The sequence below is a fragment of the Acetobacter sp. ESL1128 genome, assembly GCF_058505085.1.
This window is the reverse complement of the sequence record NZ_CP196369.1, coordinates 710,831-724,533: the sequence shown is the minus strand read 5'-3', so window position 1 is coordinate 724,533 and position 13,703 is coordinate 710,831. Positions and strand designations below refer to the sequence as shown.

The following is a 13,703-nucleotide window of genomic DNA, read 5'->3' as shown; positions in this document are numbered from 1 at the left end:
GTTCGGCTTACGCAGCACCACCTTCTGCCAGCGCAGCTTTTCTGGCGTCCAGCGTTTCCACCCGTAGCGAGAGCAGGAAAAGCACCAGCCCCACGAGCGAGAGCGCCATACCGGCCCAGCCTGTGGCTTCCAGCCCAAACCCCACAGCCAGCACCATCCCGCCCAGCCAGGCCCCAATGGCGTTGGCAAGGTTGAAGGCCGCGTGGTTCATGGAAGCGGCAAGGGTCTGTGCATCGGCTGCCACATCCATCAGGCGGACCTGCATGGCCGGGCCAATGGCAATGCCACCGCCAAGCATAAAAACGGCCAGCGCCGTCAGCCAGACCGAATGTGCAACCAGTGCAAACAGCCCCAGTGCGGCGGCATTCCACAAAAACGCAAAAATGGTTGCCCATTTCAGGTTCCTGTCCATCAGGTGGCCACCTGCCCATGCGCCCGCACACATGCCAACACCCCAGAGCGCCTGAAAAAGCGGCACACCCCAGAGCGGCACATGGGTCACATCCTGCAACGTCACGGAAAAATAGGTGTACACGCAGAACATGCCACCACACCCCACCGCCACGGTGCCCATGACGTACCAGACCTGCTTGCGTGAAAACGCACCAAGCTCCGACAAGGCCGAGCGCGCCCGGTTAGGCGCATCATACGGCACCCATGCCAGCACCATAAGGCAGCACGCAACGCCAATAAGGCCAATAAACAGGTAGGACAGCCGCCACCCGAAATACGACCCGGCATAAGTGGCAAAGGGAGCCCCCACCACATTGGCAATGGTCAGGCCTGAAAAAACACGCCCCACGGCCCGCCCACGGTAGCCACGGTCCACCAGCCCCGCAGCAACCAGTGCCGCAACCCCCATAAAGGAGCCATGTGGCAGCCCGGTTACAAACCGCGCCAGATCAAGCATACCCAGCGAGGCGGCCAGTGTGCCCAGTGCATTGGCTACGGCAAACCAGCCCATAAGCAGCACCAGCAACTGCCTGCGCGACATTTGCGCGGCCATGACCGACACAACAGGAGCCCCCACCACAACCCCCAGAGCATAGGCTGAAATAGCCTCCCCCGTGCGTGGAATACTGGCATGCATGCTGTCCGCCATCTGGGGCAGCAGCCCCATTGCCGCAAATTCTCCCGTGCCGATGGCAAAAGTGCCCACCGCCAGAGCGAGAATGGCTTTGGAGGCAGCCGCCAGCCCACCGTCGTTCCCGCCAGACATGTCCGTTTATGCTCCTGCAACTATATAAAGAATTTTCTTCTCACATCCGTGCATGAATGGATAAGAGTACACAAAAAAGTAAGACATCGTGTGCTTACAGATTAACGAACGGACAGCCGTTACACAGCCTCCCCCGATCCTGAAAGAGTTTTCTTGCATGCCATCCGATAGCGGTTCCCCTCCCCCACCCACGCCACGGCCGGACTCGCCAGTGTTTGGCCCCGAACATATTGCCCGCATCCTGCGCCTGTCCGTGGGGGCTGTGTGCATGGGCCTGCTCATATGGCTTTTGGGTGATGTGCTTATGGTGGTGTTTGCCTCCGTGCTGTGTGCGGTGGTACTTTACGGGCTGGCCCGCATCCTGCGCCGCCACCTTGGCGTGTCGCACGCATGGGCGCTCAGCATTGTCGTGCTGGCCCTGCTATCCAGTGCCGCCCTGCTGGTCTGGAACAGTGGCCCTGCCATTGTGAGCGAGGCCATCCGCCTGCAAGAAGCCCTGCGCCAGCAGGAAATGGCCTTGCGGGGCACCCTGCAGGGCACACCCACCGGGCAGATGATCCTCAACTACCTGCCTGCCTCCCTCGGGGGGCACCATACCGGGGGCGATAGTGGTCTGGCCTCGCTTGGCTCACGTATTGCCGGGTCCATGACCGGCATACTGGGCTCTGCCTTTGGTGCCATAGGCACGCTGGTTGTGGTGCTGATTGCCGGGCTGTATTTTGCCATGTCCCCCGCCACCTATGCCAATGGCCTGCTGCGTCTGGTGCCAGAAGAACGCCGCCCGGTCATCCGGCAGTTGCTGCTGCGCGCGGGGCAGACCCTGTGGGCATGGGTTGCTGGCCAGTCTCTGGACATGCTGGTGGTTGGCACGCTCTCGGGCATCGGGCTGTGGTTTATTGGCGTGCCTCTGGCACTGGCACTGGGTGTACTGGCGGGGATGTGTAATTTTATCCCCTATATTGGTGCCATTATGGGGGCTGTGCCTGCCCTGCTGCTTGCTCTCTCGCTCGGCACGCGTGAGACCATTATGGTGGCCGTGCTGTATAGCGTGATCCAGTTTTTTGAAGGCAACGTGCTTGCCCCCGTTATCCAGCGCCATGCGGTGCAGATGCCACCGGCCCTTACCGTGCTCTCCCAGACTTTGTTCGGGGCTATTCTGGGCTTTCCGGGGCTGATTTTTGCTTCTCCCCTTACGGCGGTTCTGCTGGCAATCCTTGATTCCCTCACAAAACCCCTAGCCGAAACAGACCGTATATGAAACATTTCCGCACTAACCCGTGACAAGAACATATATTCCTTGTAAGAATTTGGTAATCCGTTTGGGTAATTGAGGTCTGTCTATGCGTGTTCTTCTAATAGAAGATGATCAAACGGTCCGTAACTTTGTTGCCAAGGGTCTGTCCGAAGCAGGTCATCTGGTGGAACAGGCGGCAGACGGCAAGCAGGGGCTCTCCCTTGCCTGCCAGGATAAGTTCGATGTCATCATCCTCGACCGTATGCTCCCCGGTGGGGTGGAGGGGCTCCATATTCTGGAAACCCTGCGCCGTGAAGGGAACCTGACCCCCGTTCTCCTGCTGTCCGCTCTGGCGGATGTGGACGAGAAAGTCGCCGGGCTTAAAGCAGGTGGGGATGACTACGTAAGCAAGCCCTTCTCCTTTTCCGAGCTACAGGCCCGGCTGGAAGCCCTTGTGCGGCGCAACCGCAACGAGGCCCAGCCCCTGACCAAACTGAGCGTGGGCGATCTGGAAATAGACCTGCTCTCCCGCGCTGTGCGCCGGGGTGGGCAGAAAATAGACCTGCAACCGCGCGAGTTCCGGCTGCTGGAATTTTTAATGCGTCACACCGGGCAGGTCGTAACCCGCACCATGCTGCTTGAAGGCGTGTGGGACTACCACTTTGACCCGCAGACCAACGTGATTGACGTCCACATCTCCCGCCTGCGCCAGAAAATAGACAAACCTTTTGAGCACGCGCTGGTGCATACCGTGCGCAACGCCGGATACATGCTGCAAGAATGACCGGACCAGGCCGATTTATGCAGACCATTTTACGCAAGGTCCGCATACAATCCGTCAGCCTGCGTTTTGGTCTTGTTTACAGTGTTCTGTTTATCAGCTCCGCCATACTGTTCCTGTCGTTTGTATGGTGGGGCACCATTGGCCTGCTGGAACAGCGCGTACGCCACTCCATTGCGCTTGATGCCCATGCCCTGCTGACGGAATGGCGGCATGACGGTATTCTGGGGCTGGAAAACCTGATCAGCAACCGTCTGGCGCAGGATATAGACGACAACGCCCTGTACCTGCTGAGTGCGCCGGACGGCAAACTGCTGGCTGGCAATCTGGCCCACTGGCCCGTACGGCTCGACCCTACCCAGATCTGGCAGACCCTGCCCGTGCTCCGTGATGGGCAACTCAACCTTGCGCAGGTCCGCGTATGGACGCTGCAAGGCGATTACCTTCTGCTCATCGGGCGCGATATTAGCGAACGTACCCAGATCCAGCGCATGCTCACCGATGCCATGGTCTGGACCTGCCTTATGGTCGGGTTGCTGGCCATTGGCGGGGGCTGGGTTGTGCGCATCCTGTTCCGGCGGATCATCCACTCCATCAACCGTACAACCCTTGCCATTACGCAGGGTGATATGTCCCGCCGGATTCCCGTATCCGGCATGGGGGACGAACTGGACGATGTGGCCCTGACCATCAACCAGATGCTAGACCGCATTACCCGGCTGATGGATGGGGTCAAACAGGTTTCCAACTCCATTGCCCATGACCTGCGCACCCCCATTGCCCGTGCCCGTGCCGAGCTGGAAGATGCCTCCCGCTCCGCCACAAGCGAGCAGGCTCTCCGTGCTGCCATAGATCAGGCCGTGGTCAATCTGGATAACGTGACCGGCATTTGCGAAGCCCTGCTGCGCATTGCCCAGATTGAGGCAGGCACACGCCGCTCGGCCTTTGCCATATTCGATCTGGCCACCACCTTGCGCGACATTACGGAATTGTATGAAGCCGTAGCAGATGACCACGGCCTTAAATTACGGACAGATTTACCCCCCCACCTGCCATTCTGGGGGGATCAGGCCATGTTCCAGCAGGCTTTGGCCAATATTCTGGACAACGCCATCAAATTCTCCCCCCCACAAGGGGCCATAAGCCTGAGCGCGTGGCACATTCCCGCCCCGCCCGCTACGGAGCGTGAGCAGTCAGGCACCATCCGCATTATGGTGGTGGACAGGGGCATTGGCATGAACGAAGCAGACCTTGCCCGGGCATCGGAACGCTTCTTTCGGGCAGAGCGGGCGCGCCATACCCCCGGTTCGGGGCTGGGTTTATCCCTTGTGCAGGCCATTGTAGAACTGCATGGCGGCACATTGCGTTTGTCGCACAACAATCCCGGTCTTGCGGTGACTATAGATGTGCCCGCAATACATGATTATCCAGATAAAACCTAAACTATACGTAATATTACAATGATGACGTAAATCTATTAACGTTAATAGATCGTTTTTGGTGGATAGTTTTGTTGAAATAACATGCAATTGCGTCTCTTAGTGTCTCTATGAATTTCCGCTTACCCCTTGTTCTGTCATTAGCTTTGGCGTGCGTTATTACGGGCGGTTCCGTCACCCTTGCCAGTAACACGCACCTGCCAACATCGCTGCCGTTTGGCTGGCACTTTTTTCCCGCTCCCAGATTATCCACCCCAGTTGTTGTTACGTCTGACAGTCTCTCCTTCTGCCTTGAACTTGCCCATTTGATAGATTCATATTCAGCCACGAAGTCTTCTGCCTCCGTCTCCAGCCTGAAGGCGGAAGGCATAAACCTTTGCGAAAACGGGCATGTCCGCCCCGGACTGGTGCGCTTGCGCCGCGCCCTACTGAATGCAGAAGGAGCACCATCGTGACTCTCCTCCCATCTTTCAAATCCATGGGTCTTGTGGCTCTGGCTTCGGGCATGGCCGTGCTGGCCCACACGCCTGCCGCCCATGCCGAGGACAACAAAGAGCCTTATACCCGGCTGGAAATCCATGCCACGGGCACCACAGAGGCGGCTCCAGACAAGCTGAGTGCGCGCTTCAGGGCGGAAAGCCAGAACAAGAATGCGGCCTCCGCCCAAGGGGGCGTCAATGCTGTGGTCAAAAAAGCCACGGATGAAGCCGCCAAAAATGCCGACATCAAAGCCGCTGTTCTCCAGTATTCGGTGTACGAGACACGGCCCGAAAAAGCCTCCCCTTATTGGACTGCCAGCCAGACCCTGAGCTTTTCTGCCACAGATGGCAAAAACCTGCTGCCACTGGCCGGGCAGCTGCAAGCCAAGGGGCTTATTCTGGAAGGGCTGGACTGGTCACTTTCGGACGAAAAACGCCAGAGCCTGTTTCTGGAAGCCGAGAAAAAAGCCATTATCGAGCTTAAAAAACAGGCCGATACACTTGCGCAGTCCCTTGGCCTCCACGTAGCCCGGTTTACGCAGATCAGTGTTTCCGACCAGGGCTACCCCCACCCTATGCCCATTATGCTCCGGGCTGCTGTTGCCGGTGCGGCAAACGATTCGCTCGATGCCAGCCCCTCCAGCACGGCGGAAACCCAGACCGTGCGCGCAGACCTGCGGGCAACCGTTCTTCTCGAACCCTGAGCAGATCTCTGGGGTCGGGTATCATAGTGGTAAGCTGCGCCCCAAAACCGGGGCGCATAAACGCGGCATAGAAGAATGCACGCACAAAAAAACCGCCCGGGGGCCAACCCCGGGCGGTTTTTTATAACCAGTCCAGACAAAAAAATGCTTAACGCGGTGCCAGCACCATAATCATCTGGCGGTTTTCAAGGCGGGGCATCTGCTCAACCTTGGCCAGTTCATCAATCTCTGTCCGAATCCGTTCCAGGACCTTGATCCCCAGTTCCTGATGCGCCATTTCACGCCCACGGAAACGCAGTGTGACCTTGACCTTATCCCCGTCGCCAATAAAGCTTTTCACAGAGCGCATCTTAACCTGGTAGTCATTTTCGTCGATGTTCGGACGAACCTTGACTTCCTTGATTTCAATAACTTTCTGTTTTTTCTTGGCTTCGTTGCGCTTTTTCTGCTGCTCGTACTTGAACTTGCCGTAGTCAAGAATCTTTACTACCGGCGGCTCAGCATTGGGGCTTATTTCCAGCAGGTCCAGCCCAACGCCATAGGCACGGGCAAGCGCATCACGCACGGACATAACGCCCGCCATTTCGCCTGTTTCATCAATCAGGCGAACCTGCGGCACACGAATTTCTTCATTCACGCGCGGCCCTTCTTTGCTGGGTGCCGCGGGGTAAGGGGATCTGACTATGGTCGGCTCCTGTAATACATTTCAAAAACAAACAGAAGCACCGTTACCCGGTGCTCCGCCTGCGGTTAGTATGTGCGCAATTCTCCGCTGTTTATCAAGCGGTCCATGCAATAAATCAGGGGCATTGCAGCATTGCCACAAAAACCCGGCCTGCTTCACGCCTTTTTGCGCAGATCGGGTGGTGTCGCTTCGTGGCTGAGTGCAGCAATGGCCTGATCCAGCGTTAGCACCTCCTGCGCCTGCGAGCCAAGGCGGCGCATGGCCACAGTGCCTTCCTCCGCCTCACGCCGCCCGACGACCAGAATAACCGGTACGCGGCCTACGCTATGCTCACGGACCTTGGCGTTGATCTTGTCGTTACGGACATCCGCCTCAGCCACCAGCCCGGCATTACGCAGGGCCGCGGCAACATCCTGCGCATAGGGTGCGGCATCGCTGACAATGGAGGCCACAACCACCTGAACAGGTGCCAGCCACAGCGGGAAGCGCCCAGCGTGCTGCTCGATCAGAATCCCGAGGAACCGCTCGAACGAGCCCAGAATGGCGCGGTGCAGCATAACGGGGCGGTGCTTGGCCGAGTCCTCGCCCACATAGCTGGCATCCAGCCGTTCGGGCAGCACAAGGTCCACCTGCAAGGTGCCACACTGCCAGTCACGGCCAATGGCGTCACGCAGCACGAATTCGAGCTTGGGACCGTAGAATGCCCCCTCACCCGGGTTATATTCGTACTCAACCCCGGCAACGGTGCAGGCTTCCTTGAGTGCGGCTTCGGCCTTGTCCCACACCGCTTCGCTGCCTGCGCGCTGTTCTGGGCGGTCAGCAAACTTGACGCGTACGTGCTCAAACCCGAGGTCCTGGTACACTTCGTGCAGCATCTTCACAAACTGTACGGTCTCGGCCGCAATCTGGTCCTCGGTGCAGAAGATATGCGCATCATCCTGCGTAAAGCCACGCACACGCATCAGGCCATGCAGCGCGCCCGAGGGTTCGTACCGGTGGCAGGCCCCAAACTCGGCCATGCGGAGCGGCAGCTCGCGGTAGGAGCGCAGCCCATGGCGGAAAATCTGCACATGGCACGGGCAGTTCATGGGTTTGAGGGCGAGGGTTTTATCCTCATCCTCCACCGTGGCGACAAACATGTGGTGGCGGTATTTGTCCCAGTGGCCCGATGCCTCCCACAGACCACGGTCCACAAGCTGGGGGGTACGCACTTCCTGGTATCCGTGGCGGGTCTGTGCGCGACGCATGTAGTCCTGCAACACGGAATAAACGCGCCAGCCCTTGGCGTGCCAGAAGACCTGCCCCACGGCTTCTTCCTGGAAGTGGAACAGCCCCATCTCCCGCCCGATACGGCGGTGGTCACGCTTTTCGGCTTCCTCAAGCTGGAGCAGGTAGGCGTCGAGTTCCTTCTGGTCGCGCCATGCGGTGCCGTACACGCGGGTCAGCATGGGGTTGCGGTGGTCCCCGCGCCAGTAAGCGCCGGCGACCTTCATCAGTTTGAAGGCAGTTCCTACATCCTTGGTGGTGCGCAGGTGAGGGCCACGGCACAGGTCCAGCCACTGGCCCTGCCGGTAGATGGAAATATCTTCCGTTTCCGGCAGGTCACGGATCAGCTCGGCCTTGAACGATTCGCCGCGTTCTTCAAAAAACGCAATGGCGGCATCACGCGGCCAGACTTCGCGCTCGAACGGCTCGGCCCGTGCCACGATTTCCTTCATCTTGGCTTCGATGGCGGCAAAGTCTTCGGGGGTAAACGGCTCGGCACGGAAAAAGTCGTAATAGAACCCGTGTTCAATGGACGGGCCAATGGTCACCTGAGTACCGGGGAACAGTTCCTGCACGGCCTCGGCCAGCACATGGGCGGCATCGTGGCGGATCAGTTCGAGCGATTCCGGGTCTTTTTTGGTAATAAAGCGGACCTTGGCATCGGCTTTTATGGTCTGGCGAATATCGCTGAGCTGGCCGTCTACTTCCATGGCCAAAGCGGCCTTGGCCAGTCCTGCACCAATGGACTCTGCCACCGTAGTGCCCGTAACTGGCCCGTCAAAACTGCGAACAGAACCGTCGGGCAGGGTGATAGCGGGCATAGGTGCAAGCTCCAAAAGGATAGGAAGAATAAAAGCAAAGAGTGTTTAATGGCGCTACCAGAGCGCGGCTGCAACCCTCTGCACCGAAAGGAATGCAAGATCACGCGCCCATAACACGTCCACCTGCCCCGGCGCATACCCCAAAGGGGCTGTGCGCGCAGGCGTACTGTCACGCGAAAACAGGACAAGGCAGCGGCATCCAACCTCGGCAGCCAGGTGCATGGGGCCTGTATCGTTCCCTACCGCCCCCCATGCCCGTGCGGCAAGGCCCGCTAGGTCGGGCAGGCTGGTCTGGCCTGTCAGGTCCAGCGCCGGCGGGCAATGCCGCAGGATCTGTGCTGCCAGAGGCTGCTCCCCGGCACTGCCAACCACAACGGGGGTTATGCCGTGCGCTACCATCTGGGCCGCCAACTGGCCGTAATGCCCGGCGGGCCAGCGTTTGGCGGGACGATGGGGGGCCGCACCGGGTACCAGTAAGGCATAGGGCTGGGGCAGGTGCGGCCCACCACCCACCAGCCAGCCAAGGTCGGGCCGGTCCACCGGGGTAACGCCCGCCATACGCAACTGGTCACGCTGGCGGGGGCGTGTGTGCATGATGTCCCGCCACGGATTGGCGTGGGGCAAGGCAGCGCGCCCCACATGCCCGGACCACACCGGCCGCCCCGCCAGCCAGAAATACCGCGCAGTGCGCCCCGATGTCTGCAAATCATAAACCCGGTCATACCCGCGCAACTGCCGCCTTAGGGTGCGTAGCCCGGCAAGGTTGGTCCAGCGGGGGCGGTGGTCCACTTCCACATGGTCAAACCATGGGGCAAGGCGGGCCAGTTCCACAAAGGGGCGGGTTGTCAGCAGGGTTATGCTGGCGTTGGGGTGTGCGCGCCTTATGGCCTCGAACGGGCCAAAACTCTGCACAAAATCCCCCAGCGCACTCAGCCGGATAACCAGAATACGCTGCGGGTCCAGCCCCGGCACTCCACTCATGGAGAATCGGGGTCTGCCGCCATCACGGCCAGATCCTGACGGGCCATGTCTGCCTCGTGGCTATCGGGGGAGAGGTCCAGCACCTTCTGCCAGTCCTGCTGCGCACCGGTGGCATCGCCCTTGCGTTCGCGAATAATCCCGCGCTCCAGCAGGGCGGCTGCACTGTCTGGCGCCACAGCCAGAGCATGGGCAACATGCTGCATGGCAAGGTCAAGGCGCCCCATCTTGCGCTCGGCCTCGGCCAGCAGAACATAGGCTTCGGGCATGGCACCGGGTTGGTGGGCTATCAGGGCCGTGAGTTCCTGCTCCGCCAGATCGGCCCGGTTCTGGGCCAGCACGCTGCGCGCCCGCGCAATTTGCAAGGACTGGTCATGGGGTTGGGCCAGCAGCCCAAAATCCGCGCTGGCCTGCGCCTTGCCCGGCACTCCGGCGGCTAGCCATGCCTCGGCGGCCTCATCCTCCAGAGTTGCACGCAGGGCTGGCGGAGGCACATCCCCCTTGGGTGCGGTCTGGTGGGCCAGTTCATCCAGCTCACGTGCGGATTCGTCTTCATCCCCCGCTTCAAGCAGGGCCAGAGCGTGGCAGTGCCGGGCATCCCGCCCGCCGCCATGGTGCAGCCAGTCCAGCGCGTAATCCCGCGCGCCGTAGGGGTCATCACCGATCATGGCCATGCAGGTGGTCACGGACCAGACCTGTTTTTTATCCCCCGACGCCTGCTGCGTGCGGGCCTGTGCGACATCTTCAAACGAAGATGCTCCCGCCAGAACAACAGCGCCAGCCAGCATGCAGGGCAAGGACCGACGCGCAGAGAAAACTGCTTTCATAGACCATCCATAGCAAACTCTGGCCCATACTGGTCAAGCGCGGACCCCAGCATGTTCAGAATATGGCACTTTTGCCCCTGTGCGTGATAATAGGAGCACCATGGCCAGTTCTCTAAGCTCTCCTGTTATTTTGCAAATTCTTCCTGCCCTGCAGCAGGGGGGGGTTGAACGCGGCACGCTGGAAATGGCGCAGGCCATTACTCAGGCCGGGGGTAAGGCCCTTGTTGCCAGCAGCGGTGGCCGCCTTGTGCCCATGCTGCGGAGTCTGGGGGCAGAGCATATTACCCTCCCCGAATGTGGCAGCCGCAACCCCGCACATGTCTGGAAGAATGCCCGTGTACTGGCCCGCATACTGGGCCAGCACAATGTAGCTCTGGTGCATGCCCGCTCCCGCATTCCCGCCTGGACAGCCAGAATGGCGTGCAAGCGTACCCGCACCGCGTTTGTCACCACATGGCATGGCGTGCATGCCAACACCATGCCGGGCAAAAAGCTGTATAATTCCGTGCTGGCCAGCGGGGACCGGGTTATTGCCATAAGCGCGCATATCGGGCGGATGCTCCACAAAGACTACAATGTGCCTGCCACCCGCCTGCGGGTTATTCCGCGCGGGGCGGATATAGGGCAGTTCAGCCCCCATGCGGTCAGCGGGCAGCGCATGCACCAGCTTGCCGAGCAATGGGGCATTCCCGCAGGGTCAGCCATTATTCTCATGCCCGGCAGGCTTACCGGCTGGAAAGGGCAGACCCTTGTGCTGCAGGCATTGGCGCAGTTGGAAGCCGGGCTGCCCGACCAGCCATGGCACTGCGTGTTTGCCGGGTCCGACAAGGCAGACGGGCGCTACGTGCAGGAACTCACCCAACTGGCCAGCAGCCTTGGGCTGGACGACAGAATCCGCTTTGCCGGCCACTGCGAGGACATGCCCGCCGCCATGGCACTGGCCTCCATGGTGCTTGTGCCCTCCCTCCGCCCCGAACCCTTTGGCCGTGTTGTGGTGGAAGCACAGGCCATGTGCCGCCCGGTTATTGTCTCCCACCACGGGGCGGCGGTGGAAACGGTGGAGAATGGTGTAACCGGTCTATCTGTTCCTCCCAACAATGTGGAGGCGCTGGCCGATGCCATGTTGGCCGTACTCAATGCCCCGGCAGCCTCACTCGTCCATATGGGCACGGCCGCCCGGCAGGCAGTTATGGCGCACTACACAACCGAGGCCATGCAGCACGCAACACTGGGCGTCTATGACGAGTTACTGGGCACCCGGCTGGCCCCTGCCTTCCTCCACACCAAAAATGAGACCGCCCCCTTTCAGGACCACGGTCTTGCGGGGTAAGACACACTCTTCCTTCCTCCACCCACAGGGCAGAGCATGAGTGCCGCATCCCCCTCCACGCAGCCCCTTTTTGCCCAGACGCCGCGCAAGCTGGCCTTTATGGCCGCCCCCACGCATGAGGCACGGATGGAGTTTGACCGGCTGGTAGCCCATTACGGCAACTGCCACCCTGGCGATGCGGAAATTATTGTCTGTCTGGGGGGGGACGGCTTTATGCTCGAAACCCTGCGCGTGGTGCTGGAAACACAGCTCACCGCCCCGGTGTATGGCATGAACTGTGGCTCCGTTGGGTTTTTGATGAACCCGATGGACGAAGAAGACCTGCCCCACCGCCTTTTTCACGCACAGGCCGCCACCCTGCACCCGTTGCGCATGACCGCCACAACCAGCAGCAATGAAACGCACGAAGCGCTCGCCCTGAATGACGTGTACCTGTTCCGCCAGACACGCCAGGCCGCCAAGCTCCGCATAGATGTGGATGGGCTGGTCCGTGTGCCTGAGCTGATCTGCGATGGCGCATTACTGGCAACACCGGCAGGCTCCACCGCCTATAACCTTTCCGCTCACGGGCCTATTGTTCCGCTTTCGGGCAATCTGCTCCCGCTTACCCCCATATGCGCCTTTCGGCCCCGCCGCTGGCGTGGCGCGCTGCTGCCCTCCACCGCCCATGTAGGTTTTACGGTCATGGAGGCCGAAAAACGGCCCGTGGCTGCTGTGGCCGATTCGGTAGAAGTACGCGACGTGACCTCGGTTCAGGTGCGCGAAGACCGTAACCTGACCGTAACCTTGCTGTTTGATCCGGGGCAGACACTCTCCGAACGTATTGCAGAAGAGCAATTTTCCGCATGACTGCGCGCCGTTTTGCCCCATCTTGCCAGAATACCCCGTTTTATCCCTCCCACCTTCTGGGCTAGTCTGCACTGCAATGAAAAAAATGTTCTCCCTTTCGTGCCGTCTGTCCCTGCTCTGCGCCGCAGGGCTGGTCGGAGCGGGCACGGCCCATGCCCAGATCACGACCAACACACAGGCACTCGACAGTCTGGCAGACGCACAGCCCCCCGCGGCCTCCAGAACAGCCGCCACGCAGGCAAGGCAGAACACACCCCAGCACCCACGCACGCAGCGCCACGTAGCCCCCCGGCCTACGTCGCGGCCGCAGGCACAGACCTCCACACCCGGAACCACCCAGCCAGCCGCCACGGCAAATGCTGCCGCCACCCGAACAACGCCACCAGCACCAGCACCAGCACCAGCACCAGCACCAGCACCAGCACCAGCACCAGCACCAGCACCAGCACCAGCAGGGCAGAACACGCAGCCATTGCCAACGCCAGCAGGTAATCCCGGCACGGCCCAACCTGCTCCTGCTCCTGCTCCTGCTCCTGCTCCTGCTCCTGCTCCTGCTCCTGCGGGTGGGGCTGGCACCGCGCAGGCACAACCGGTTGCAGCCCCTGCCCCGGTACGCCCCGCGCCGGAAGCCACTATCCCCAATGCGCCACCGGGCGTGCCGCAGCTTACTCCGCCCCCCTCCGATGTGGAGGTGCACCCCTTCCCCATTCCGCCGCAGCCTGCCGTGCAGCTTCAGGCGACCGGCACTCTCACGCCCATTCCCGGTGGTGTGCGCCTGACATTTGCCCCCGGCTCGGCCGACCTTAACCCCGAAACGCATCAGGCTATTCTGGCATTCGGGCAGAACCTTGCGTACAAGCCGCATGTTCGCGCCCTTGTGGATGCCTATAGTTCAGGGTCGGCGGATGACCCCTCGCTCCCACGGCGCATGGCTCTTGCCCGCGGCCTGGCAGCGCGGAGCGTGCTGATGAACGGCGGAACGCCTTCGACCAGAATTTATGTGCGGGTTATTGGTCAGCCCCAGAACGCCAAGCCAGATGCGCCACAGGACTATATTGATATTTACCAGTCTGACATGGAGCCATAACGCG

General features: G+C 60.6%; 12 protein-coding genes. 7 read left to right on the top strand and 5 right to left on the bottom strand.

Features of this window, described 5'->3' with window-relative positions:
• Positions 1–7: 7 nt before the first annotated feature.
• Entirely contained in the window at positions 8–1,219 is a 1,212-nt protein-coding gene (locus tag ACSYTG_RS03410; RefSeq protein ID WP_086645640.1) for an MFS transporter, read from the bottom strand.
• A 268-nt stretch (positions 1,220–1,487) separates the two neighbouring features.
• On the opposite strand from ACSYTG_RS03410, the gene ACSYTG_RS03405 reads away from it, so the two are divergent.
• From ACSYTG_RS03405 to ACSYTG_RS03390, 4 genes are all read left to right on the top strand, one after another.
• Complete coding sequence (locus ACSYTG_RS03405; RefSeq protein WP_233129063.1) at positions 1,488–2,477, top strand: AI-2E family transporter; 990 nt, start codon at positions 1,488–1,490, stop codon at positions 2,475–2,477.
• Positions 2,478–2,559: 82 nt separating this feature from the next.
• A complete protein-coding gene (locus ACSYTG_RS03400) occupies positions 2,560–3,237 on the top strand; it encodes a winged helix-turn-helix domain-containing protein (protein WP_086645642.1) in 678 nt (225 codons plus the stop codon).
• Positions 3,238–3,254: 17 nt separating this feature from the next.
• Positions 3,255–4,676: a sensor histidine kinase gene (locus tag ACSYTG_RS03395; RefSeq protein ID WP_278740845.1), complete on the top strand. Its 1,422-nt coding sequence runs from the start codon at positions 3,255–3,257 to the stop codon at positions 4,674–4,676.
• A 448-nt stretch (positions 4,677–5,124) separates the two neighbouring features.
• Positions 5,125–5,856, top strand: a complete 732-nt coding sequence (locus ACSYTG_RS03390; protein WP_233129054.1) for an SIMPL domain-containing protein — start codon at positions 5,125–5,127, stop codon at positions 5,854–5,856.
• A 148-nt stretch (positions 5,857–6,004) separates the two neighbouring features.
• On the opposite strand, the gene infC is transcribed toward ACSYTG_RS03390, so the two are convergent.
• The 4 genes from infC to ACSYTG_RS03370 all read right to left on the bottom strand — a co-directional run bounded on the left by infC (position 6,005) and on the right by ACSYTG_RS03370 (position 10,433).
• Positions 6,005–6,541 carry a translation initiation factor IF-3 gene (infC, locus tag ACSYTG_RS03385; protein WP_059024330.1) on the bottom strand — a complete coding sequence of 179 codons (537 nt, stop codon included), beginning with the start codon at positions 6,539–6,541 and terminating at the stop codon, positions 6,005–6,007.
• 155 nt (positions 6,542–6,696) lie between these two features.
• A complete protein-coding gene (thrS, locus tag ACSYTG_RS03380; RefSeq protein WP_086645645.1) occupies positions 6,697–8,628 on the bottom strand; it encodes a threonine--tRNA ligase in 1,932 nt (643 codons plus the stop codon).
• A 54-nt stretch (positions 8,629–8,682) separates the two neighbouring features.
• On the bottom strand, positions 8,683–9,609 hold the full coding sequence (locus tag ACSYTG_RS03375) for a glycosyltransferase family 9 protein (protein ID WP_489783098.1): 927 nt from the start codon (positions 9,607–9,609) through the stop codon (positions 8,683–8,685).
• Entirely contained in the window at positions 9,606–10,433 is an 828-nt protein-coding gene (locus ACSYTG_RS03370; RefSeq protein ID WP_086645647.1) for a tetratricopeptide repeat protein, read from the bottom strand. The genes ACSYTG_RS03375 and ACSYTG_RS03370 overlap by 4 nt, the downstream gene beginning before the upstream one ends.
• Before the next feature lie 100 nt (positions 10,434–10,533).
• Here ACSYTG_RS03370 and ACSYTG_RS03365 point away from each other — a divergent pair, with 100 nt between their 5' ends.
• The 3 genes from ACSYTG_RS03365 to ACSYTG_RS03355 all read left to right on the top strand — a co-directional run bounded on the left by ACSYTG_RS03365 (position 10,534) and on the right by ACSYTG_RS03355 (position 13,699).
• The gene (locus ACSYTG_RS03365) at positions 10,534–11,763 is read left to right on the top strand and encodes a glycosyltransferase family 4 protein (RefSeq protein WP_489783099.1); all 1,230 of its coding nucleotides are present in this window, start codon (positions 10,534–10,536) and stop codon (positions 11,761–11,763) included.
• Positions 11,764–11,799: 36 nt separating this feature from the next.
• Positions 11,800–12,612 carry an NAD kinase gene (locus tag ACSYTG_RS03360; protein ID WP_086645649.1) on the top strand — a complete coding sequence of 271 codons (813 nt, stop codon included), beginning with the start codon at positions 11,800–11,802 and terminating at the stop codon, positions 12,610–12,612.
• Positions 12,613–12,697: 85 nt separating this feature from the next.
• On the top strand, positions 12,698–13,699 hold the full coding sequence (locus tag ACSYTG_RS03355) for an OmpA family protein (RefSeq protein WP_489783100.1): 1,002 nt from the start codon (positions 12,698–12,700) through the stop codon (positions 13,697–13,699).
• Positions 13,700–13,703: the final 4 nt, after the last annotated feature.